Origin of the sequence: Dermatophilus congolensis, assembly GCF_900447215.1 — a bacterium.
Lineage (GTDB): Bacteria > Actinomycetota > Actinomycetes > Actinomycetales > Dermatophilaceae > Dermatophilus > Dermatophilus congolensis_A.
In genome coordinates, this window is record NZ_UFYA01000001.1 from 999,595 (window position 1) to 1,022,768 (window position 23,174).

18 protein-coding genes and 1 tRNA gene are annotated in these 23,174 nt (G+C 60.3%); 9 read left to right on the forward strand and 10 right to left on the reverse strand.

Going from position 1 to position 23,174, the window contains the following annotated elements; all coding sequences use genetic code 11:
• Positions 1–31 precede the first annotated feature (31 nt).
• Entirely contained in the window at positions 32–1,222 is a 1,191-nt protein-coding gene (locus tag DXZ77_RS04260; protein WP_115030241.1) for an acyltransferase domain-containing protein, read from the reverse strand.
• Positions 1,223–1,336: 114 nt separating this feature from the next.
• Positions 1,337–2,542, reverse strand: coding sequence for a PucR family transcriptional regulator (locus tag DXZ77_RS04265; protein ID WP_115030242.1), 1,206 nt, complete (start codon positions 2,540–2,542; stop codon positions 1,337–1,339).
• 121 nt (positions 2,543–2,663) lie between these two features.
• On the opposite strand from DXZ77_RS04265, the gene DXZ77_RS04270 reads away from it, so the two are divergent.
• Positions 2,664–3,800, forward strand: a complete 1,137-nt coding sequence (locus tag DXZ77_RS04270; protein ID WP_115030243.1) for a glycerophosphodiester phosphodiesterase — start codon at positions 2,664–2,666, stop codon at positions 3,798–3,800.
• 89 nt (positions 3,801–3,889) lie between these two features.
• On the opposite strand, the gene aceE is transcribed toward DXZ77_RS04270, so the two are convergent.
• Positions 3,890–6,661 carry a pyruvate dehydrogenase (acetyl-transferring), homodimeric type gene (aceE, locus tag DXZ77_RS04275; RefSeq protein WP_258553126.1) on the reverse strand — a complete coding sequence of 924 codons (2,772 nt, stop codon included), beginning with the start codon at positions 6,659–6,661 and terminating at the stop codon, positions 3,890–3,892.
• A gap of 518 nt (positions 6,662–7,179) precedes the next feature.
• On the opposite strand from aceE, the gene DXZ77_RS04280 reads away from it, so the two are divergent.
• The 6 genes from DXZ77_RS04280 to DXZ77_RS04305 all read left to right on the forward strand — a co-directional run bounded on the left by DXZ77_RS04280 (position 7,180) and on the right by DXZ77_RS04305 (position 10,668).
• On the forward strand, positions 7,180–7,599 hold the full coding sequence (locus DXZ77_RS04280) for a DUF3052 domain-containing protein (protein ID WP_258553127.1): 420 nt from the start codon (positions 7,180–7,182) through the stop codon (positions 7,597–7,599).
• Between the two features lie 39 nt (positions 7,600–7,638).
• Complete coding sequence (locus DXZ77_RS04285; RefSeq protein ID WP_115030248.1) at positions 7,639–8,121, forward strand: peroxiredoxin; 483 nt, start codon at positions 7,639–7,641, stop codon at positions 8,119–8,121.
• A 98-nt stretch (positions 8,122–8,219) separates the two neighbouring features.
• Positions 8,220–8,292: transfer RNA gene (locus tag DXZ77_RS04290), tRNA-Val, on the forward strand.
• A gap of 1 nt (position 8,293) precedes the next feature.
• On the forward strand, positions 8,294–9,154 hold the full coding sequence (locus DXZ77_RS04295) for a Nif3-like dinuclear metal center hexameric protein (protein WP_115030250.1): 861 nt from the start codon (positions 8,294–8,296) through the stop codon (positions 9,152–9,154).
• A 96-nt stretch (positions 9,155–9,250) separates the two neighbouring features.
• A complete protein-coding gene (locus DXZ77_RS04300; protein WP_258553128.1) occupies positions 9,251–10,009 on the forward strand; it encodes a zinc ribbon domain-containing protein in 759 nt (252 codons plus the stop codon).
• Between the two features lie 14 nt (positions 10,010–10,023).
• Complete coding sequence (locus tag DXZ77_RS04305) at positions 10,024–10,668, forward strand: histidine phosphatase family protein (RefSeq protein ID WP_115030254.1); 645 nt, start codon at positions 10,024–10,026, stop codon at positions 10,666–10,668.
• Positions 10,669–10,763: 95 nt separating this feature from the next.
• Here the strand turns inward: DXZ77_RS04305 and ptsP are convergent, their stop codons facing one another.
• The 7 genes from ptsP to DXZ77_RS04340 form a co-directional block, all read right to left on the reverse strand.
• Complete coding sequence (gene ptsP / locus DXZ77_RS04310; protein WP_115030256.1) at positions 10,764–12,449, reverse strand: phosphoenolpyruvate--protein phosphotransferase; 1,686 nt, start codon at positions 12,447–12,449, stop codon at positions 10,764–10,766.
• 4 nt (positions 12,450–12,453) lie between these two features.
• Positions 12,454–12,723, reverse strand: a complete 270-nt coding sequence (locus DXZ77_RS04315; RefSeq protein WP_028327754.1) for an HPr family phosphocarrier protein — start codon at positions 12,721–12,723, stop codon at positions 12,454–12,456.
• Between the two features lie 63 nt (positions 12,724–12,786).
• Positions 12,787–14,313, reverse strand: a complete 1,527-nt coding sequence (locus tag DXZ77_RS04320) for a PTS fructose transporter subunit IIC (protein ID WP_115030258.1) — start codon at positions 14,311–14,313, stop codon at positions 12,787–12,789.
• A complete protein-coding gene (locus DXZ77_RS04325; RefSeq protein ID WP_115030260.1) occupies positions 14,310–14,756 on the reverse strand; it encodes a PTS sugar transporter subunit IIA in 447 nt (148 codons plus the stop codon). The genes DXZ77_RS04320 and DXZ77_RS04325 overlap by 4 nt, the downstream gene beginning before the upstream one ends.
• Before the next feature lie 50 nt (positions 14,757–14,806).
• Positions 14,807–15,757, reverse strand: a complete 951-nt coding sequence (gene pfkB / locus DXZ77_RS04330) for a 1-phosphofructokinase (RefSeq protein WP_115030262.1) — start codon at positions 15,755–15,757, stop codon at positions 14,807–14,809.
• Positions 15,754–16,515, reverse strand: coding sequence for a DeoR/GlpR family DNA-binding transcription regulator (locus DXZ77_RS04335; RefSeq protein WP_115030263.1), 762 nt, complete (start codon positions 16,513–16,515; stop codon positions 15,754–15,756). Before DXZ77_RS04335 ends, pfkB begins: the two co-directional genes overlap by 4 nt.
• Positions 16,516–16,741: 226 nt before the next feature.
• On the reverse strand, positions 16,742–17,392 hold the full coding sequence (locus DXZ77_RS04340) for a TetR/AcrR family transcriptional regulator (protein ID WP_181816022.1): 651 nt from the start codon (positions 17,390–17,392) through the stop codon (positions 16,742–16,744).
• A gap of 232 nt (positions 17,393–17,624) precedes the next feature.
• On the opposite strand from DXZ77_RS04340, the gene DXZ77_RS04345 reads away from it, so the two are divergent.
• Together DXZ77_RS04345 and DXZ77_RS04350 are read left to right on the forward strand one after the other, a co-directional pair.
• Positions 17,625–20,630 carry an MMPL family transporter gene (locus DXZ77_RS04345; RefSeq protein WP_115030265.1) on the forward strand — a complete coding sequence of 1,002 codons (3,006 nt, stop codon included), beginning with the start codon at positions 17,625–17,627 and terminating at the stop codon, positions 20,628–20,630.
• A complete protein-coding gene (locus DXZ77_RS04350; protein WP_115030266.1) occupies positions 20,630–23,155 on the forward strand; it encodes a YhgE/Pip domain-containing protein in 2,526 nt (841 codons plus the stop codon). Before DXZ77_RS04345 ends, DXZ77_RS04350 begins: the two co-directional genes overlap by 1 nt.
• The last annotated feature ends 19 nt before the right edge of the window (positions 23,156–23,174 follow it).

Genomic DNA, 23,174 nt, shown 5'->3' on the forward strand with positions numbered 1-23,174 from the left:
AGGGTCTCGCATCTGCGCTGCCGTGGGTCGTTCACTCGGCGGCAGGGAAGAGGCGCAACAGCGGCATTCCCGGGGAGACAGGGTCGCCATCAGCGACAAGCCATTCGATGACACGGGATTCGCTAGAGGCGATCACGGGGGCAGTTTCACGTAGTGAGCTGATGGTGGCGAGGGTTTGACCTGCTTCAAGGTGATCACCTTCTTCCGTGCCGACACCTTCAGCAAATGTGATCGTCCCCTTCATTGGGGAGACGATGAGCCGCCAGTCGGGGGCACTACCGGCGTAGCACTCGCTGCTGCCGTGTTCTTCGATCATGCGTTTGGCGGCGGGGATGTCTTCGGGGGTGTTCAGCGCCAGACGCTCAACACCTTTCATCGCTCGTTTGGCTAGTCCGGTCAGGGTTCCAGCTGGGGGGATTTCGATGATGCCTGTGACTCCCATCGCCAGCATGGTTTCCATGGTGAGGTCCCAGCGGACTGGTCGGGTCACCTGGTCGACCATCGCGTCTAGGAAAGCGCGCCCGTTGGTCATGACAGAGCCGTCGCGGTTGGTGATGAGGGGCACCCGGGCATCGTGGGTGCTCATGGCGCGGGCGTATCCAGAAAGCACTGAGGAGGCTGACTCCATGTGGTGGGTGTGGAACGCGCCAGCAACTTTCAAGGGCATAACCCGAGTTTTGGTCGGTGGTTGCGCTGCAAGAGCGGCGAGTTGCTCGAGTGTTCCCGCGGCGACGATCTGGCCAGCACCGTTGCAGTTCGCTGCGGTCAGCCCTAGAGACTGCAGGTGTGTCAGGACTTCTTCGCGCTCACCTCCCAGGACTGCTGACATTCCTGTGGGGGTGAACGCGCTTGCCGTGGCCATTGCTTTACCCCGTTCGCGAACGAACACCATGGCCTGTTCGGCGGTGATAACGCCGGTGGCGGCTGCTGCAGTGATTTCGCCGACGGAGTGGCCAGCACCGACACCGATGGCACGGAATCCGTCTGCCGGGTGTTCGAAGAGAGACAACAGCGACAGCAGCCCGGCAGCAACGATGAGGGGCTGGGCGATGGCGGTGTCTTTGATGGTTTCTTCGTCGGAGACCGTGCCGTGGGTGATGAGGTCAAGGTCTGCGGCGGCAGAGAGCCATGCGAGACGGTCCCGGAAGCCGGGAAGCTCTAGCCATGGAGAGAGGAAGCCGGGTTTTTGGGACCCCTGTCCGGGGCTGACGATCGCAAGCACACGTTCACCTTTCCGTGATGTCCGGTAACTCCGCAGGGGGAAACCTGTTGAAGTACCCGCGAGTATTTTGTGTGATTCCTACAAATTTTCTTCATTGAGCCTCAGTGGAAGAAGTTACTGACGAGTTGCCCCATCATCTGCACGGCTTGCTGCCGCAGCCTCGAGGCGTCCCACGGTCAGGGCTACTTCCACGACATACGCCTCACGCGGGTTAGTGAGGTCGTAGCCAATGTGTTCTTCAATACGAGAAAGCCGGTACCGGACCGTATTGGCGTGGACGAACAATGAGCGCGCAGTGGCCTCCACGCTGCGGCCGCAGCGCAAATAACTGTCGGCTGTTTCCAACAGCCCGTTACCTAAGGCATCTAGGGGGGTAAAAACATGGTCAACCAGATGCCTGCGCGCCGTGACATCACCATCAAGGATCCGCTCGGGCAACAACTCCTCGGCAGCTACTGGTCGAGGTGCATTCACCCACCCTGGGCATGCACGGCTTCCTGCGAGCGCGGCATGGGCAGATTTGTTTGCTGTCATCAGGTGCGCAACGCTCGGCCCGTACACCAGTGGTCCTGGCCCGAAGCAGTGCGAGAGTTCGCTGACGGTTTTTCCAGGGTTCTCGGCGCCGCCGATCATCAAAACCAGTCGGCGTCCTTGTACAGAAAAAAGAGAATCTATTCGTTGCCGTCGTAGGTGGGAGCGCATCTGGTCAACGGCTTCGTCAGCAGCGTGGGGGGTTTCTCCCACGACAACGAACACGCTGTGTCGGTCGTGCCAGCCGATCGTGGCTGCCCGTGAGACGACATCATCGTCGTATTCGCCGCGCATAACCGCATCCACGACGAGGGATTCCATTCGGGCATCCCAGGCTCCGCGGGATTCGGCTGCGACGGCGTAGGCGCGGGCGGCTGAGAATGCGACTTCGCGAGAGAATGTTGCTACGGCTGCACGTACCGCATCGATTTCATCTGCGGCTGCCAGCGCCATCACGTGTTCTTCCACGACTGAGACCACGGTGCGGGTGAGCTCTACGGTTTGGCTCAGGCTGATGGATCGGGTGAGTTCTCGCGGTGCTAGCGAGAACACTGAGGCAAATGATTCACCTTCGCGTTGTCCGGCTCGGTACCAGGCAATGAACGCACGAATAGCGGACTGGGCAAGAATCCCCACCCATGAGCGGGTATCTGCGGGTAAACGCGAGTACCACGCGAGCCGCTCTTCTAGACAGCTGCGCACTGCGGCCGTGATGTGGTCTGTTGAGGCAGTAATGGCATCGAGGGTGTTGGTTCGGATCTGCGTCGGGCGTGATTGATCCGGCGACATGCTCGGAGTGTAGGCCGCCTTGCCTGTAGTAGACCGTCAGGTGAACGCACACCGTTCGCGCTCAAGCGATTTAGCTGACCACAGCCTTGACCCCGGGGAGCGTTTTCGCTGGGATGACCTCATGAAACGCACCTGCGCACGTATTTTCGCCACTGCGGCGGCTGTTGGCCTTCTCACTGCTACGGCCACCGTTGCCCACGCTTTTCAGCCGGGGGAGTACCACTCTCCTGAGTCAGAAGGCACCGCAATGCGCTCACCTTTGGTGATTGCTCACCGTGGTGCCTCTGGGTACCGTCCCGAACACACGCTGGCCGCCTACGAGCTAGCTGTTCAGTACGGCGCCGACTATATCGAGCCTGATCTTGTTTCCACCAAAGATGGTGTGTTGGTTGATCGGCATGAGCCTGAGATCAGCGGAACCACCGATGTTGCTCAACGTCCTGAATTCGCCCAGCGTAAGAAAACCGTCACGATCGACGGCGAAAAAATGACCGGCTGGTTCACTGAAGACTTCACACTCGCGGAGCTGAAAACTCTCCGCGCTAAAGAACGACTTCCGTACCGTCACCGTTCGGCGCGGTACAACGGCCGCTATCAGGTGCCTACGTACCGTGAAGTGCTTGAACTGCGTGCACGGTTGAGCGCGAAGTACAAACGCCCTATTGGTGTTATCCCCGAAATTAAGCATTCCACGTATCACCGTCAGATCGGGTTGCCGTTGGAGAAAAAGGTTGTGGCCGAGACAACTCGCTTCGGCCTGAACCGTCCGGGGGCTCCTATGTGGATTCAGTCTTTTGAGTTGACGAATCTGCGCGATTTGAAGAGCAAGTATGGTTACCGCGCCAACACCACTTTCCTCACTGCCTCTAAGGGCGGCCCAGCTGACCTTGCTGCGCGCGGAACCACCTACACCGAGCTACTCAAGCCTGCCTCACTAGCACGTCTTGCCCGTAGTGTTGATGGCATCAGTCCTGAGAAGGTGCAGATTATTCCGCGTACTTCTGCAGGTACCTTGGGCAAACCGACTTCTTTGGTTGCTGATGCGCACAAAGCACGCCTGAAAGTCATCCCATGGACGTTCCGCAATGAGAACACGTTCTTGCCTAAGGAGTACCGCGTCGGCACGAAGGACAGCCAGTACGGCCGCGGACGCGACGAAATCGTCACCTACCTCAAAACCGGTATCGATGGGTTCTTCACCGACCAGCCTGACACCGGCTACCAGGCACGTGAGCAGCTTCGGCGCAGCAAAAGTTGATTGATGTAATGCAGTAACAATGACAGGGGGGCTCCGGTCAATTGACCGGAGCCCCCCTGCGTGTGTTCGGGTAGGTATTACCCGTTAGCTCAGGCGTCGCCGCCAGCGTTACCGGAAGATCCGGCGGAGGGGTCGTCGAGCTTGTACTCGCGTGCTGCGGTCACGGGGACGTCAGCGCCGACCTTGCCTTCTTCAGCCAAGGCGATGAGCGCCTGGACTGCCATGGAAGGACCGTCGATGTTGAAGAAGCGGCGAGCGGCTGCACGGGTGTCGGAGAAACCGAATCCGTCTGCGCCCAGCGCGTAGTACTTCTGCGGCACCCATGGGCCGATCTGGTCCTGCACCTGGCGCATGTAGTCGCTGGTTGCGATGACCGGGCCGGGAGCTTCGGCGAGGCACTGCGTGATGTAGGGCGTGCGGCGTTCCTTGCCCGGGTCGCGCAGCTGCTCGTTGTCGCATTCCAGAGCTTCGCGGCGCAGCTCGGTCCACGAGGTGACCGACCAGACGTCAGCGTTGACTCCCCAGTCTTCGCGGAGGAGTTCCTGGGCCTCGAGCGCCCACGGAACACCAACACCGGAAGCCAGCAGCTGCACACGAGGTGCGTCTTCTTTGGCGCCTGCGTCGGTGCCGGACTTAAGCAGGTACATACCGCGCAGGATGCCGTCGACGTCGACGTTCTCCGGCTCCTTGGGTTGCACGATGGGCTCGTTGTAGACGGTCAGGTAGTAGATGACGTCTTCGCCGGCGTCGCCTTCTTCGCCGAACATGCGACGCATACCGTCCTGGACGATGTGTGCGATCTCGTAGCCGTATGCCGGGTCATAGGAGACGACGCCCGGGTTCGTGGCTGCGAACAGCGGGCTGTGGCCGTCCATGTGCTGCAGGCCTTCACCGGTGAGGGTGGTCCGTCCTGCGGTGGCGCCGATAAGGAAGCCTCGGCTCAACTGGTCGGCAGCTGCCCAGATAGCGTCAGCCGTTCGCTGGAAGCCGAACATCGAGTAGAAGATGTAGATCGGCAACATGGGCTCACCGTGCGTGGAGTACGACGAACCTGCGGCGGTGAACGCGGCCAACGAACCGGCCTCGTTGATACCCAGGTGTAGGAGCTGACCCTGTGGGGACTCCTTGTAAGCCAGCATCAGCTCAGCGTCCACCGAGGTGTAGTTCTGGCCGTGCGGGTTGTAGATCTTCGCGGTCGGGAAGAACGAGTCCATACCGAACGTGCGGGCCTCGTCGGGGATGATCGGCACAACACGTTTGCCGAATTCTTTGTCCCGCATGAGGTCCTTGAGCAAGCGAACGAATGCCATGGTGGTGGCAACCTGCTGCTTACCTGAACCCTTCTTAGCGACCTTGTATGCCGCGTCGTCGGGCAGGTGCACCGGGGTGTGCTTGCTGCGGCGCTCCGGAACGAAACCACCGAGCTGACGGCGACGTTCGAGGGCGTACTGCACGCGCTCATCGTCCGGGCCGGGGTTGTAGTACGGAGGCAGGTAGGGGTCTTTCTCCAGCTGCTCGTCCGTGAACGGGATGTGCAGGGTGTCGCGCAGCGCCTTCAGGTCATCAAGCGCGAGTTTCTTCATCTGGTGCGTAGCGTTACGGCCCGCGAAGTGAGAACCGAGCGTGTAGCCCTTAATGGTGTGGGCGAGAATGACGGTCGGTTGGCCGGTGTGCTTCATCGCACGGTCGTAGGCGGCGTAGATCTTGCGGTAGTCGTGGCCACCACGCTTGAGCTTCCACCAGATGTCTTCGTCAGACCAGTTCTCGACCATCTTCAGGGTGCGCGGGTCGCGCCCGAAGAAGTGGTCACGTACGTACTTACCGTCGTTGGCGCGGAAGGTCTGGAAGTCACCGTCGAGAGTGGTGTTCATAACCTCGCGCAGCGCACCCTGGCTGTCGGCAGCGAGGAGCTCATCCCAGCCACGACCCCAAATCAGCTTGATGACGTTCCAGCCTGCGCCGGCGAAGTAGGACTCCAGCTCCTGGATGATCTTGCCGTTACCGCGCACCGGTCCGTCTAGGCGCTGCAGGTTGCAGTTGACGACAAAGGTGAGGTTGTCGAGCTCTTCACCCGCTGCCCACTGCAGGGCACCACGGCTTTCGACCTCGTCCATTTCACCGTCACCGAGGAACGCCCACACGTGCTGCTGGGAGGTGTCCTTGATGCCGCGGTTGTGCAGGTAGCGGTTGAACTGTGCCTGGTAGATCGCGTTGATCGGTCCCAGACCCATCGACACGGTCGGGAACTGCCAGAAATCGCCCATGCTGCGCGGGTGCGGGTACGAGGGGATTGCCTCGATGTTGCCGCTGACGATGTGGCTCTTCTCCTGACGGAAGCCGTCAAGACGGTCTTCGCCCAGGCGTCCTTCGAGGAAGGCACGGGCGTACATGCCCGGGGAAGCGTGACCCTGGAAGAAGATCTGATCACCACCGCCGGGGTGGTCCTGGCCGCGGAAGAAGTGGTTGAGACCGACCTCGTACAGCGAAGCTGCCGATGCGTAGGTGGAGATGTGTCCGCCAACGCCGATTCCGGGACGCTGCGCCCGGTGTACCAGCACAGCTGCGTTCCAGCGCACGAGGCGACGGAATGCCCGCTCCATGTCCTCGTCGCCGGGGAACCACGGCTCTTGCTCGATCGGAATCGTGTTCACGTAGTCGGTGGTGCGCGTGGTGGGCACACCAACCTCGTTTTCGCGGGCGTGCTGCATCATCCGCAGCATCAGGTAACGAGCCCGCTGGGTGCCTCCATTACGGAGCACCGCATCCATCGACTCGAGCCATTCGGCGGTCTCCTCCGGATCTACATCCGGGAGTCGACTGGGCAGACCGTTGATGATCGGTCCTGATTCTTCGGAAGACACGAAGATTCCTTTCTGCGGGGCAGCCGGGGGTCGAGACGCGGCATCTGCGCGTCCCGGTTGACGCGGCATAACAACGCCACGTACTCGCTTGGGGGGTGGTTGCGCCGAATGTGACGCAGCCCTATGTCTCCATCCTGGCATTGATGGGCATTGATGACATCAGATGATGTGCCCACGCCAGCGGACTTAGGTTCATAGTATGAGACGTCGCGCGGTTCGTTTCTCACGGTCATTTCCTCGGTCGTTGACGCGAAATGTGTGAAGGACCGGGCAATGGCCGATAAGGACCTCGGCGTCGATATGAGGATTTCACGCCTCGTATACGACAATCGACGTGAGCGCGCCCGGTTGCGCTCGCTCCGGAGGCGGACCGCACGCGCCGCAAAACTCACAGAGCGAGCCGCGAGTGCCGCACACACATGAATCACGATGGCCAAAGATGAGGTGTACCGCAGGGCCCTCGTCGGCCGGACGCGATGATCCATTCCAGGACTCGCATAACGAGGAAGGTGCACAGAGTGGCAACGTCCGCACAGAACGGACATCTGAGCAAGCTTGGCTTCGGCAATGGCGACATCGTCATGGAGTTCGGCTACGACGACGACGTCGATGACAACCTCCGCATGGAGATCGAGGACCTCATTGATGGTGACCTCGAAGACGAAGACTTCGAGGAGGTTGTTGACGCGGTTCTCGTTTGGTGGCGCGATGGCGACGGCGACCTGACAGACAACCTCGTCGATGCCGTATCAGCTTTGGGGCCTAACGGATTCATTGTGTTGCTCTCTCCGAAGGTGGGCAGAGATGGTGAAGTCGACCCCGTCGAGATTGCTGAAGCGGCTGAAACTGCCGGGCTCAATGCCTCAGTGAGCACCAACCTGACCCCTCAGTGGTCCGCTACGCGCCTGGTTGCCCCCAAGAACGCAGCTAAACGCTGATCTCGGGCTCGTTCACCAGCACGGGAAGGCAAAGCCCCTATGTGCGATAAAACGCAGATACCTGAGATCGGTGAATACATCGCCGATTTCACTGCGCATGATCAGCATGGTGCCGTCGTCTCACTTGAGCGGTTGCGACGCCAGACCGCAGTTCTCGTTGTGTTCATTCCGTACGCCTTCTCTGGGATATGTCAGGGCGAACTAGACGAAATCCGTGACAATTACGAGCAGTTCCGATCCGAGCATGTGCAGACGGTTGTCGTCTCAACGGATTCGATGTTTACGCTGCGAGCTTGGGGTTACCAGAACGGATTCGAGTTTCCGCTCCTGTCAGATTTCTGGCCTCACGGGGGGATAGCTAAAGCTTTCGGGGTGTTTGATGAGTCTGCAGGCACGGCTATCCGAGGGACCTTCCTCATTGATCCCAGTGGCGTTTTGCAGTGGAAAATGATCACCCCGGCAGGGCAGCGACGAGACTTTTCTGCCTACAGGCAGGCGTTAGGGGTCCTCATCGGTGAGTAACGCGAACGGGTGAGCGCAAAATTTTCGCCCACCCGTTCGCGTTATTGCCCGCACATAGGGCAGACTGTGAAACCGCGCTCTCCAGTAAGCGAGAGCAAGGACCTGTAGCTCAGTTGGTAGAGCACCGCGTTTACACCGCGGGTGTCGTCGGTTCGAGCCCGGCCGGGTCCACATGAGCGTTGCCACCCTGGCTGACGTGCTGACCATCCTCGAAAACTCCTACCCAGCCCACACTGCTCAGTCGTGGGACAAGGTTGGGCTCGTTGCCGGGGACCATGGTCAGCCGATTCAACGAATCCACTTCGCTGTTGATCCCACGCTCGACGTGGTTCGTGAAGCAGTCACCGCTGGCGCCGACCTTCTTGTGACACATCACCCGTTGCTGCTACGCGGAATCCATTCCGTAGCCACAACAACTGCCAAAGGCACCATCCTCACCGAAGCAATTGTCGCTGACCTGGCTCTTTTCTGCGCTCACACGAACGCCGACTCGGCATTCCCAGGCGTGAACACTGCTCTGGCAGCTGCGTGTGGTCTGGACCCAGAGGCCACCAGCCCCTTAAGCATCGAAGAAGGATCGCCACTAGGGCTAGTCGGTGACCTACCCACACCGATTCGCTTCGATGAATTCGTCACGCGGTTAGCTGAACAACTTCCACGCACCGCGGTGGGAGTGCGAGCCTCTGGGCCAGCGCACGGACAAGTGCAACGCGTGGCCCTGCTCGGCGGAGCTGGAGATTCCCTCTTTAACGAGGTCCGAGCCGCCAAAGCGGATGTATACGTCACCTCCGACCTACGCCATCACCCGGCAAGCGAAGCCCGCGAAGAAGCCTTCGGCGCCACGCCCTACCTCGTCGATGCTGGTCATTACGCCACCGAACACCTTTGGCTCGCAGAAGCAGCCGAAACTTTGCGATCCAACCTCCACACACACGGCCACGTTGTCGACGTGTACGTTAGTGAGCTTGTCACCGACCCGTGGAGCTTCGTTATTGGTGCCCACGGGCCGTGCGAAAATCCTGAGCGCATGTGACCAGAGCAGCACCACGACGCACATTCCGCTACCGTGCGGAAGGAACCTCAACGGCCACGGGCTGCCAGAACATGCCACGTCGCCCAGCAGGACAAAGTGAACACAGATAGGACCACGATGAAGGCCGACCCCGGTCAGCAATGGAAACTGCTCGACCTCGCCTCGCTGGACACGCGCACTGCGCAGATAGCCCACCGACGCGCCAACCTGCCCGAGGCCGAAGCCGCCGCGGCCGCCCTGCGCACCCTGGAAGATCTCGAAGCCGAACTGGTGCGCGCACGCACAGACCTCAGTGACACTGAGCGCGAAGCAACCAAAGCCGCCGCTGATGTCCAAATCGTCATCGACCGCATCAAACGCACCACCGCTCGCCTTGACGATGGCTCTGCCTCTGCCCGCGAACTGCAGAACCTGCAGTCCGAACTCGAATCCCTCGAACGGCGCCGTTCTGTCCTGGAAAGCGAACGAACCGTAGTAGACAAACGTGCACGAGTACTACGCGAACGTGTCACCGACCTGGAACCACGCGAAGCCGAAGCCAGCGCAGCTCTGACCCAGGCCCGCGCCGCGGAAAAGAAAGCCCGCAACGACCTCGACGATGCTGAGCACACCATCTCGCGCTCACGTCAAGACTTCGCAGAAGGGGTCCAGAGCGACCTGCTGTCCCTCTACGAAAAAATCCGGACAAGCACAGGCATGGGAGCCGCAGCGCTGACACAACGCCGCTGCGGTGGATGCAACCTGGAACTGCTTGGCCGTGACCTGCAACGCGTGGCCACTGCGCCTTTGAACGAGGTTGTCCGCTGCGAAAACTGCAGTCGCATCATTGTTCGCACCAGCGACTCCGGCCTGTGACATAGGCGCACCAGATGCACACAGCCCCTGACCTTGATGCACCCACCCGACTATGGCTTGTACGTCATGGCACAACCGCACACACGATGTGTGGCCGCATCTCAGGCAGGGGTGGCATCGACCCCGATCTTGACGCCAACGGAGCAGACCAAGCCGCACGCGTCGCAGCAGCATTACACCGCGAAATAAAAGAACCCGACGTACAGGTTGTGAGCAGTTCACTGCGGCGTGCACACACAACAGCCCACGTGATCGCCGCAGCAGCCAACACAGACGTTGTCTGCCGCCCTGCGTGGGATGAACAAGACATGGGCGACTGGGATGGCCTCACCTGGTCTGAGATCAAGGCTCGCGGAGCAGACGCAGCAGCCGTCCGATGCGGGAACACCCAAAGCGCCCCCGGTGGAGAAAATTTCGCGCAGCTGTGCACACGCGTACACCAGGACTGGGAAGACATCATCACTACAGCCCGGTCTCTGGTCATCATCACGCACCGCGGCCCCTTAGATGCCCTCCTGGTCAAGCTGCTCGGAATCGACCGCAGCACCGCGGCACTCTTTGACATCGCACCGTGCTCAATCACCCGGATCCGCGCGTGGCGTGATGGAGGCGTAGCAATCGACACAATCGGCGAAAAAGCACACCTGCTCAACCACTGAAAGCCGGGCGAACCCCGACGCGTGTGCTTTGCATTAACGCCACACCATGCATCAGGGGGAGGTTACCGGTAACCTCCCCCTGAGCTATAGACAGATCAGAGCAAATCGTGCAGCGCGGGCGAGACAAGCTCCAGCACAGCCTGACGCGCCTCAGCGGCGCTACGGGCCTGCAAAGCCGACTCAGCCATGTGACGGCACTCGTGCAGCTGATGCATGCGCAGCGCAGCCCGCACGGCCTTCACCCGGCCCGGGGCCATCGACAAGCTCGTGACACCAAGCCCAACCAAAACCAAAGCCATCAACGGGTCACCGCCGGCCTCACCACAAACACCTGTCTTCTTACCGCTTGCCAAACCGGCTTCACAGGTGCGCGCCACCAGTTCCAGCAATGCTGGCTGCCACGGGTCAAGAAGAGAAGAAAGCTCTCCCTGCATGCGGTCAGCGGCAAGGGTGTACTGCGACAAGTCGTTGGTGCCGATACTGACAAAGTCGACAACCTCAAACATGTGGCGAGCCCGAAGAGCAGCCGCAGGAATTTCAACCATGATGCCAACGCTGGGCAACCCATGAGCTCGTGCCCGCTTGGCGAACCATTCAGCCTCATCCACCGTGGCCACCATGGGAGCCATGACATGCACGTCAGCCCCGGTAGCGCGGTGAGCGGCAGCCAAAGCCTGCAACTGTGTTTCCAGCAGGTCCACACGCGCCATCGACAACCGCAGACCTCGCCGACCTAGCGCAGGGTTCTCTTCTTCACCGAGGTCAGCAAACGCAAGCGGCTTGTCTGCGCCCGCGTCGAGCGTGCGGACCACAACACGGCGGTCACCGAAAGCGGTGAACACATCGGTGTACGTAGCGGTCTGCTCCTCCAATGTGGGAGCGCAGTCACGCTCAAGGAACAAGAACTCCGTACGGAAAAGGCCAGAGCCCTCAAGGTCCTGCTCCGCGGCAGAACGTGCGTCCTCGATCGTGCCGATGTTGGCGAGAAGGGCAACTTTATGGTCATCCATCGTTGCGCCCGGGCCTCGGGAGCCCTCCAGAGCTCGTGCACGGCGGGTAGCGCGCTCAGCGAGCTGGGTCTGCTCCTCCAACGTGGGGGAGATGATGACTTCTCCTACTCCACCATCGAGGGCGATTTCCGTGCCGTCACTGACATCCAACACGCCTTTGACCTGCACTACGGCAGGGATGCCCAGCTGCGCAGCCAAGATCGCTGTGTGGCTGGTCGGGCCGCCCTCAGAAGTGACAATCCCCAACACAGTTCCGGGGGTGAGGGTGGCGGTTTCGGCAGGAGCCAAATCTGCGGCAACAAGTATGCAGGGGCGAACCAGCTCGGGAATACCAGGTTCGTTTAAACCGCGCAGCCGGCAGATCACCCGATCCCGAACATCACGCAAGTCTGAGGTGCGCTCTGCCATGTAGCCGCCCAGGCTTTCGAACATGGTGATGTAGTCGGCCACAGCGTCGTGAACAGCGCGAGTAAGGCCACTACCAGTTGCGAGCTTGCCCTCGATACCGGCGGCCAGGCCAGGGTCGCGGGCCATCATCGCCGTAGCTTCCAGGACAGGGCGGGCGCTTTCAGCGGCGTGGGCTACGCGTGCTTCCAACCCAGCTGCTGTTGCTTCGAGTGCTTCCCGCACTGCGCGAGTGGCTTCAGCAACGTCAGTGGTGGGAGGCTCATCGGCATCAAAACCGGGGGCCGGTCGTACGGTGACGACCGGCCCCGAGGCGGTTCCTGCCGACACGCCGATCCCGGTAAGGATGCGGTGTGTCTCAGTCATTGATTCACTCCGCGTCCAGGTCGCGGGCCAGGAGCGCGACGAGTTCGTCGAGCTTGGCCTCAGCGTCGGCGCCTTCGGCAGACAAGGTGACCTGCTCGCCGTGCTTGGCGCCCAGAGCCATCACGGCCAGGATGCTGCGAGCGTCGACGGGTTGGCCGCCCTCTTTAGCGATTGTCACGGGCAAGCCCGTAGCGGTAGCCGCCTGAACGAACAGGGAGGCGGGGCGTGCATGCAGCCCTACTGAAGAGGCGATCTCTACGGTGCGGGTGGCCATGTTTTGACTCCTTCGATGGTGCTTTCCGTCCAAGCCGGTTGGCCCGGGCAGTGTATGGAATGCCTAGAGGGCAGGTGTTGCAGCAGAGACTGTGGGGCGCGCTGCGTGGCTTTTAAGGAGAACCACGAGGGCGCCGGTGACAATCATGCCGACAACAACGGCAAGGACAAACATGAGTGCGTTACCGATAAGAGGTGTGACCCACACACCGCCGTGCGGAGCGCGTAATGTGCATCCAAATGCCATGACGAGGGCGCCGGTAACTGCAGAACCCGCCATCGAAGAAGCGATAACGCGGATCGGGTCAGCCGCGGCGAACGGGATGGCCCCTTCGGAAATAAACGAAAAACCGAGAAGCCATGCAGCTCTACCGTTTTCACGCTCAGGTTCGGTGAACAGTCCGGGGCGTATCGAGGTGGCCAATGCAAGCCCAAGAGGTGCAACCATCCCTGCAGCCATCGTGGCAGCCATGATGACCAGTTGAGGGGCTTGCATGTTGGTTCCAGCAGCCGCCAGACCAGTTGTTGCGAAAGTGTAGGCCGCTTTATTTACTGGGCCACCAAGATCGAAGCCCATCATCAGTCCAAGGATCGCGCCCAGCAGGATCGCGCTAGAACCGGTCATGCCGTTAAGTGCGCCGGTGAGACCATCCATGAGGGCCTTAATAGGACGCCCGAGAACAAGAATCATCGCCGCGGCGGTGATCAGCGTCGACAACAGCGGGATGACAACAACAGGCATGACACCGCGCACACCCTTGTGAACTTTCCAACTGCTAATCCAACGTGCAATGAACCCACCGATGAAACCGGTGATGATGCCACCGATGAAGCCAGCGCCGAGAGTAACGGCAATAGATCCGCCGACGATCCCCGGGACCAGGCCTGGGCGGTCGGCGATGCCGTAGGCGATGTACCCGGACAGGATTGGCACAAGGAACCCGAACGAAGCTGCGCCAATGAGGAAAAGCAGTGCTGCCCAGTGCATGCCATTGGCCGGGTTGAAATCGGCCATGAGGTTAACAGTGTCGGGCTTGCTTTCAAGAGCAAAGTTTTTGGTGACGTCGATAGCGCCGGTTTGTCCGCCGAAAACCTGCGCGAGCATGAATCCTAGGGCGATGAGGATGCCACCCGCAGCGACGAACGGAATCATGTGGGATACGCCAGTCATGAGCCATTGACGAACCTTGGTGCCTGCACCAACTCGCTCAGGTTCTGCCGATGGGGTTGCAGGCTGATTCGTGGAGGTCTCTGGGGTGGTCGATGCAGGGGCAGCAGTGCTGTTCTGCTCGGCTTTGGCTGCAGCTGCGGCGATGAGAGCCTCGGCGTCGCTAATACCTTTTTTGACGCCCACGTCGATGGTGGGTTTACCCGCGAAACGTGCGATGTCTTTCACTTCGAGGTCGTGGGCGAAAATGACAGCGTCTGCTTCGGCGATTTGTTCTGCAGTGAGGGGTTCAGAGCCCGCTGACCCTTGGGTTTCCACGAGCATGGTGTGACCAGCTGCTTTAGCGGCTTGTTCAAGGGCCTCAGCGGCCATGTAGGTGTGGGCGATGCCGGTGGGGCAGGAGGTCACTCCGACGAATTTCATGCGGTCACCGCCGCGGTAATGACCTCGACGACCTGCTCGGTACTGCTGGCCTCGCGGAGGTTGTTTTTGAACTCGTTGTTCATGAGTTTGCGGGCAAGTTTGGCCAGGATGGCCATGTGGGCGTCATCGCCGCCGTCGGGGGCTGCGATGAGGAAAATGAGGTGGGCAGGGCCGTCTTCGGCGCCCCAGTCGATCCCCTCGGCACAGCGACCGAAGGCAAGGGAGGGCTCGGAGACGGTGTTGCTGCGGCAGTGCGGGATTCCGATACCGCCGGGAAGACCGGTAGCCATTTGAGCCTCTCGAGCTTCAACGTCGGTGATGAATTGCTCGAGGTCGCTGACGCGTCCGGTGGAGACGAGTGTTTCAGCCAGGGTGCGGGTGGCGGTGGCGCGGTCGGTGGCGGGTAGGTCGAGGATGACGTGTTCGGTGCGAATGATGGACAAGACGAACTCCTTTGGTCGCTTTTTCGTACCCGATGTTGTCGGGTGTGTTGTCAGTCTGTAAGGGGAAGGGATAGGTCGGGACTGTCGGTCAAGACGGCCTGGATTGCCGCGACCTGCTCGGGGGTAGGTACTTCGCTACCTGGAAGCGCAACCGCAGCTGCGCCGAAGGCAACAGCACGTAGTAAAGCTTCTGGTCCGGGCAGGCCTTCACTTGTGGCGAGGAGGAACCCGGCAAGGGTGCAGTCACCAGCAGCGACCGTGGACACAGGGTGCTCAATATGGGCGCTGGCGTGGGTAAGGCTGTTGGCGGTGATGTATGCGGCGCCGTCTTTGCCCAGAGAAACAAGCACTGAACCGACACCGGAGTGAATGAGGCTACGGGCTGCAGTGACGACACTACCCAGATCGGGAAGGTCTTTGCCGATGAGCTCGCTGAGTTCTATTCGGTTGGGTTTGATGAGGTCAGGGCCAGCGTTGATGGCGGAAGCCAGAGCAGGGCCAGAGGAGTCAATCGCGATTTTCCCCCCTTTGGCATGGATGCGGTCGGTGAGCTGAGCGTAGATGTCTTCGGGCATTCCTGGTGGAAGGCTGCCGCAGGCTGCTACCCAGGTAACGCTGTGGTCATATGCGTTTTCGACGGTGGTTAAGAGTTCTTCGAGTTCGTGGTCGCTCAGGTGCGGGCCTGTTTCGTTGATTTTGGTGGTGCTGCCGTCTGGCTCCGCCAGGGCGATATTGGCTCGGATGCCTTCGCTGATGGGGACGGTGGCTACGGGGCATCGGGCCTCGGCGAGGAGGTCGGCCATGATTTTTCCGTAGGGGCCACCCAGGGGAAGGACTGCGCAGGTGGGTGCGCCGTGGGCCGAAACAGCGCGCGAGACGTTCAGCCCTTTGCCGCCAGGGTCCATGCGAGTTCCAGTGGCACGGTGGACTGTTCCGTGGCCGAGGTAGTCCACGGAAATAGTGCGGTCGACACTGGGGTTAGGGGTCAGGGTGAGGATCATGCGACGAGAACCTCTGGTCCTAGTGAGCGGATTTCGTTGGCCATGTCAGCGTCGATGCCGCCGTCAGTGATGATGGTGTCGACGTCGGAGAAGTCGGCGAATTTGGAGAAGTGAGCGTCGCCGAATTTGCTGCTGTCGGCCAGAACGATAACCCGCCCTGCCGCGGCGATCATGGCTCGTTTCATCGCTGCTTCGGATTGGTCTGGAGTGGTGAAGCCTGTTTCGACGGAGATGCCGTTGGTTCCCATGAAGGCGACATCGACGTGTACTTCTTCCAGTGCGCGTAGCCCCCAGGTGCCGATGCTCGCGTCGGTGCGGGAGCGGACAGCGCCGCCAAGAATATGTAGTTGCAGGTCGTGACGTCGGGCGATGACTTCAGCGACAGGTAGAGAGTTAGTGAGGACGTTGAGGTCCAGGCCACGGGGGATGTCGTGAGCGATGCCGATGGTGGTGGTTCCGGCGTCGAGGAGGATGGATCCAGCGTTGGGGATACAGGAGAGCGCGGCAGCTGCGATACGGCGTTTTTCGGGTGCGTGTTGCTCGAGTCGGACTGCTGAAGAAGGCTCAAAGTCGAGTTTTTCCACGGCGACGGCGCCGCCGTGGACACGACGGATGAGTCCCTTGCGTTCGAGTTGTGTGAGGTCTCTTCGTACTGTTTCTGGAGTGACTCCGAGTTGTTCGGCCAGGGCAGTGACCTCTACCCGTGTGGCTTGACGTGCGCTTTCAACGATTTGCGCATGGCGCTCGAACTGATGCATCGACTCTCCCGACGTTGGATGGTCGCAACATTAGCGGAGCAAAACAGACATAAACAAGCCGTTTCGCAGGCCCGGTTAAAGCATGAACACGGATGCGTTTTCCTTGCATCTCTCTGAGATGAGACTTATTTCTGCAGCTTAGAGAGGATTCGGGGTAGTTTTTCCGGTTTTCCATCTCTGCTGTGGGCTGATGCCCGCTTGCCTGTAGCTGTTTCTGTTATGCAACTCACTCGGCGTAAGTGGGTTCGGGAGTTTGGGTCGTGGATGGCAAGGCCTCAACGGGGCGGGTCATGTGCGTCAAGGTGGTGACCAGTAAGCGCCGGAGCATGTTGGGTGGGGCACCGCGCAGCAGTGAAGCACGGATGGCGCGTTCAAAGACGCCGCTGAGTACTTCGGTGAGGTCACTGGGGTCAATGAGAGGTTCACGGCCAAGACTGGCTAACCCTTGCGACACCAATCGCGCTGTGCGCTCGTTAAAATCAGTGCTCCAGCGGCCAAATGTGCCGCCGGGATCTCCGCGGCGGATAGCAAGTAAAGCTAATTCGTTCATCATCGTGAAATATTCCGGGCCCATCGGATGAGAGGCCAAGAAAGCGTCGACAACGCCGCTGAAATCGGCAGTGGGGCAAACGGTGGCATTCTCGATTGCCTGAGCGATCGATTCGCTGCGGGCAATGAGCACTTCAACGATCAGCTCATCTTTGTCGGAAAAGTTGGAGTAGAAAGCTCCGCGCGTGAACCCGGCCTCCTCGGCGATTTGCTCAACAGTGGTAGCGATGACGCCGTTGCGAACAAAAAGAGTGGTGGCCGCCTCGACGAGGCGCGCGCGGGTGCGGGCACGACGAGGCGAGATTGTCATGCCGTGCGAGTTATTCATGCGGTTGTCTCCTGGGTCGATGGGGGAGCGGGGGTGCATCGACAAGGATGGGCGAATGTGAGCTGAAGGTGCACACCAGTGGCATTGCCGACACCCCACCTAAAGGATACATTCATGTATTGAGTACATTTGTGTATCGAACTGTGAGGTGGGCAGTGACCTACCTCACCGCGGCCCCACACATCACGCCCGCACCCCGCTGACCATCACACCCTCAGGAGAGTGACTGCCTGTGTCATCAGCCCTCTACACGCTCGGACGCTGGTGCCACCAACACCGCCGCCACGTCCTCGCCACCTGGCTGCTAGCACTCACCCTCATCGCATCCCTCGCCGTTGCGATAGGAACAGGCACCAAAGAGGAATACCGCGTACCTAACAGCGAATCCCAAGAAGCACTCGACTACATCAAAGGCACCTTCCCCGAAATCTCCGGCACCTCTGCCCAAATCATTGTCATCGCACCCAACGGGCGCACCATCACCGACCGCGCCATTCGCACCGACATCGAAAACAGCATCAAACGCATCGAAAACATCGACAGCGTCAAAGCCGTTACCAACCCCTACGACAAGAACGTCTCCGGCTCACTATCCGCAGACAACCGCGCCGCCCTCATCAACATCCAATTCACCGGCGACTTCTTCTCCATCACCGACACCACCCGCGACACCCTCACTAACGAAGCAAACACCCTCACCCACAACGGCACCCGCGCCGTCGCCGGCGGAGCCATCTACAACAACGCCGTCCCCACCATGAGCTGGACCGAAGGCATCGGGCTCATCCTGTCCTCACTAGTCCTACTCATCTTCTTCCGCGCCATCCGCGCCACTGCCGCCCCCATCGTGTCTGCACTCCTAGGTGCAGGCGTCTCCCTCGCCCTCCTCTTCCTCGCTACCAGCATCACCGTCCTGACCGGCACCACCCCCATGCTCGCCCTCATGATCGGCATGGCCGTCGGCATCGACTACTCCCTGTTCCTCCTAGCACGCCACCGCGAAAACCTCCTAGAAGGCATCGACCCGGCCGAATCCGCAGCCCGCGCCACCGCCACCGCCGGATCCGCTGTCCTCTTCGCCGGATTCACTGTCATCACCGCCCTGGCAGGACTTAGCGTCGTAGGCCTACCCTTCCTCACCACCATGGGTATCGGCTCAGCCATCGCCGTAGCCATCGCCGTAGCCGCCGCCCTAACCATCAGCCCAGCCCTCATGTCACTACTGGGCCGAAACATCCTCGCCCACCGTCAGCGCACCAACCCGCCCAGACACGCCACCACCGGCCCCCGATGGGCACACATCTGGATCCGCACCGTCACCCGCTTCCCCCTCCTGACCATCATCGTCCTCACCAGCTCACTCATCTTTGCCTCTATCCCCGCCCGCCACCTCGAACTCGCCCTACCTGACGCCGGCACCACCAACCCCGGCACCAACGCCCGACTCGCCTACGACCTCACCGCTGAGCACTTCGGCCCTGGCGCCAACGGCCCCCTCCTCGTCGTCGCCGACATCGTCAAATCAGAACGCCCCCGCGAACTCATGGACGACCTCAAAAAAGAAGTCGCCTCCATTCCCGGCATCCACCACGTCTCCCTGGCCACACCCAACCGCAACGCCGACACCGGCGTCGTCATCGCCATCCCCACCACCGCCCCCAGCGACCCCGCCACCACCCAACTCGTCCACGAAATCCGCAACCGCGCCACCACCTGGGAAAAACGCTACGACACCACCCTGTCTGTCACCGGCGCCACCGCAGCACAAATCGACATCTCCGAAATGCTCGGAAAAGCACTCATCCCATTCGCCCTCGTCGTCATGGGGCTGTGCCTACTCCTACTGCTCATCGTCTTCCGCTCCGTCCTGGTCCCCCTGACCGCCACCCTCGGATTTCTCCTATCCGTCTTGACCGCCTTCGGCGCCGTAGCCGCCGTCTACTCCTGGGGCTGGCTCGCCGAACCCCTCTCCGTCAGCCGCCTAGGCCCAGTTATCAGCTTCATGCCCATCATCCTGATGGGTGTCCTATTCGGACTCGCCATGGACTACCAGATGTTCATCGTGTCCCGCATGCACGAGCACTACAGCCACAACGGTGACCCCGACAGCGCCGTCGAAAACGGATTCGCTGCAGCAGCCCCCGTTGTCACCGCAGCAGCAGTCATCATGGTCGGCATCTTCGCCGCCTTCGTCCCCCACGGGAGCGCCACTATCAAACCCATCGCACTGGGCCTAGCCGTCGGCGTCTTCGTCGACGCCTTCATCGTCCGCATGGCCATCGTCCCCGCCGCACTCAAACTCTTCGGACACGGAGCCTGGTGGCTCCCCACCAAACTCGCCACCCACCTACCTGCCATCGACGTAGAAGGCACCGGAGTTATGCGCCAGATCTCAGCCCAAAAAACCGCCAACCGCCACCCACAACGCATCGTCCACGCCACAGAACTCGCCGTTACAGGAGCACGAGGCACCGTCTTCTCCCACCTCGACCTCACCCTCAACGACGGACAACTCGCCATCCTAGCCGGCCCCGAAGGATCCGGAAAAACAACCGCTCTACTCACCCTCGCTGGCCGCATCTACCCCAGCTACGGAGACCTCACCGTCGGCGGGCACGTCATGCCCGAACACTCCGGCACCATCCAACACCTCGCATCCCTGGCCGAAATAAGCGGCGTCAACCCCCTCGAAAATGACCTCAGCGTCAAACAAAACATTGCCGAAACACTTTCCACTCGCACCCTCATGCCATGGGCTCGACGCCGTGACATCGACATCGTCATCGACAGCCTCAACCACCTCATTACGTACGCCCTCGACACCGCCGATCTACCCCTAGAGCCCAGAGCAGGAAGCAGTTATCTCGTCCACCGCGACACACTCGTCCGCGACCTTCCACGCCTGAGCCGCATGCTCCTGGGTATCGTCCTAGCCACCATCGGACGGCCACCATTCATCCTCATTGACGACATTGACACCCTCCGCACCATCGCCGAACGCCGCGGAGCCTGGGCTGCTATCGGCCTGCTCCTGCGCGAACGCGACACCCCCCTAGCTATCCTCACCGCCTGCCAAGACCCATTCCCGACCAACGAACTCACCACACTCACCGGCCTATCCGAAACCGATATCACCCACATCGACATCGCCCACCCCATCCACCAAACAGACACACCCACCACCTCCGAAGAAACAGTTACCCAGCAGCCGGCCACCGCATCGAAAGCACACAACTGATGGCATTACTTCCCACCCTCAGCAGCTCAGAACTGCGCCGCATCTCCCGAGGATGGTTCGGCAAACTCGTCGTTATCGCACTCCTTCTCATCCCATCCCTCTACGCCGGTCTGCTCACCTACAGCAACATCGACGCCACCAACCGCCTCGACAACGTACCGGCCGCTATCGTCAACAAAGACGAACCTGCCACCGTCACCGACGCCAACGGCAAAAAACAGGTAGTCCCCCTCGGCCGGGTTGTTAGTGGAAAACTCACCGGAAGTGACGCCACCAACAACCTCAAGTGGAAACTCACCGACGAAAACGACGCCAACGATGGCCTCGCTAACGGCCGTTATTACGCCGTCCTCACCATCCCCAAAGACTTTTCCACCCAAGCCACCTCTTCCTCCGACCCGAAAAAAGCCACAAACGCCCGCCTAGAACTCAACACCAATGACGCAACCAGCTACCTGGCAGGAAACATTGCCGGAACAGTCGCCACCCGCATCACTGACAGCACTGGCGACGAGCTGACCAAAAAATATCTCGACCGCGTCTTCCTCGGCTTCAATGGAATATCCGAACAAATGGGCAAAGCCGCCGACGGAGCCAAAAAACTCCAAGACGGATCTCAACAACTTGTTAACGGCGTCACCTCCGCCCATAAAGGATCCGGAACCCTTGACTCCGGTATGGGACAGCTCGTCACCGGTAGCCAGAACCTCGCCTCCGGGAACAAACAGCTCGCCGACGGGGCCGGCAAACTTTCTGACGGGGCCGGCAAACTTTCTGACGGGGCCGGCAAACTTGCCACTGGTCTCAACACCGCTAAAGAAAAAACAGCTCAACTACCTGAACAAAGCAAACAACTCGCTGACGGTTCTAAAAAACTTGCCGACGGTATCGGGGCTGTTGATACTGGCGCCAAAAAACTTGCTGAAGGAACTAACTCCCTGGCCAAAGCCACCACCGCGCTACCAGAACAGGTAGGACAACTCGCTCAAGGGGCCACTGCCTTCGCTGACGGTTCTAAAAAACTTGCCGACGGAGCTACCCGCTTGGGCGCTGGAGCCCAAACTGTCGCCACCGGCGGCACCGCGCTGGCTAAAGGGACCACTCTTCTGGCTGGTGGGGCTTCCCGACTCAAAACCGGTGTGGACCGCTACACCGGCGGCGTTGACCAACTTGCTTCCCAATGCGCAGCTTCCGGCGCGAGCGAAGCTTTCTGCGCCCAACTGAACGCAGTCAGTGACCAAAGCGGCTCTATCCGCAGTGGTGCAGGGCGATTGGCTGTCGGAGCAGCGCCACTAGCGTTGGGAGCAGAACGACTTCAAGCAGGTGCTACTCGTCTTGCTGACGGTGCTGCCAAATACAACCAAAGTGTTCAGCAAGCTGCTCCCGCCGCTGCTCGTCTGGCCGATGGTCTGAAGAAATTTGCCACGTCCGTTCCAGCTCTCGCCACGGGGGTACAACGTCTCCAGGACGGCGCCAACAAATTGGCGCAAGGGACAGGTCCTCTGCAAGCCGGAGCCGACAAGCTCGCCGGTGGGCTAGGCCAGCTAGCGGCAAGCACACCCGCTTTAACGAAAGGCATCGCTGATGCCGCTAACGGAGCCACGGCACTGTCCACAGGAGCCACTAATCTGCGCGGCGGTGCAGACAAACTCTCTACAGGAGCCACGAGTGCCGCTGCCGGGGCCACCAAACTCGCTGAAGGAAACGCTAAAGCTGCTCAAGGTGTTCACGACCTGCACACCGGACTGGGCAAACTTGATGACGGTGCCGGCAAACTCTTGCACGGATCAACAGATCTGGCTAAAGGTTTAGCGACCGGCGCAAAGAAGGTTCCTACGTACGATTCGGACGAGCGTAATAAGCTCAGCGCGGTCGTGGCTAAACCAGTTGATGGGGAAAATGTTCGCCTTAACCGTGTCGCTAACTACGGTGCTGGACTTGCGCCATACTTCTCCGCTTTAGGGCTGTGGGTCGGCGGCATGGGCCTGTTCTTCATGCTGCGTCCGCTGCCAAAGCGTGCCATGGCCTCTACAGCATCACCATGGCGAGTGGCTTTGGCTGGGTTCGCGCCTGCGGCGGTGATTGGCGTGGGGCAGTCAGTGTTACTTTTTGCGGTCATGCACTGGGCTCTGGGAATCACCATCAGTAACCCTGGACTGTTTATTGGGTTCGCTGCGTTGGCTTCGTGTGCTTTCATGGCGATCAACCAGGCCTTGGTGGCTGGATTGGGCCCAGCTGGCAGGTTTATTGGGCTTCTGCTTGTTGTGGTGCAGCTGTCTTCAGCAGGAGCTACTTATCCCATCGAGACTGCTCCTGGATTCTTCCAGTTCATGCACCCGTTGTTGCCGATCACATACACGGTGCAGGCGTTCCGTTCACTCATTGCTGGAGGGACTTTGCACTTGGCACCTGCCGCTTTGGTGATGTTGTTGTGGCTGATCGCGGCTCTTGGATTAACAGTGTTTACGGCAGCGCGGGGCAGGATGTGGACTGTTTCGCGGTTGCGGGACGGAGCGATTGCATGAACCTGATTAGGTAGTCCAG

Coding starts and splice junctions, on each gene's coding strand:
- pfkB (WP_115030262.1), bottom strand. CDS start 15,757: ATGATCCTCACCCTGACCCCTAACCCCAGTGTCGACCGCACTATTTCC.
- DXZ77_RS04305 (WP_115030254.1), top strand. CDS start 10,024: ATGCACACAGCCCCTGACCTTGATGCACCCACCCGACTATGGCTTGTA.
- DXZ77_RS04295 (WP_115030250.1), top strand. CDS start 8,294: ATGAGCGTTGCCACCCTGGCTGACGTGCTGACCATCCTCGAAAACTCC.
- DXZ77_RS04350 (WP_115030266.1), top strand. CDS start 20,630: ATGGCATTACTTCCCACCCTCAGCAGCTCAGAACTGCGCCGCATCTCC.
- DXZ77_RS04320 (WP_115030258.1), bottom strand. CDS start 14,313: ATGAAATTCGTCGGAGTGACCTCCTGCCCCACCGGCATCGCCCACACC.
- ptsP (WP_115030256.1), bottom strand. CDS start 12,449: ATGACTGAGACACACCGCATCCTTACCGGGATCGGCGTGTCGGCAGGA.
- DXZ77_RS04285 (WP_115030248.1), top strand. CDS start 7,639: ATGTGCGATAAAACGCAGATACCTGAGATCGGTGAATACATCGCCGAT.
- DXZ77_RS04265 (WP_115030242.1), bottom strand. CDS start 2,542: ATGTCGCCGGATCAATCACGCCCGACGCAGATCCGAACCAACACCCTC.
- DXZ77_RS04270 (WP_115030243.1), top strand. CDS start 2,664: ATGAAACGCACCTGCGCACGTATTTTCGCCACTGCGGCGGCTGTTGGC.
- DXZ77_RS04315 (WP_028327754.1), bottom strand. CDS start 12,723: ATGGCCACCCGCACCGTAGAGATCGCCTCTTCAGTAGGGCTGCATGCA.
- DXZ77_RS04335 (WP_115030263.1), bottom strand. CDS start 16,515: ATGCATCAGTTCGAGCGCCATGCGCAAATCGTTGAAAGCGCACGTCAA.
- DXZ77_RS04340 (WP_181816022.1), bottom strand. CDS start 17,392: ATGAATAACTCGCACGGCATGACAATCTCGCCTCGTCGTGCCCGCACC.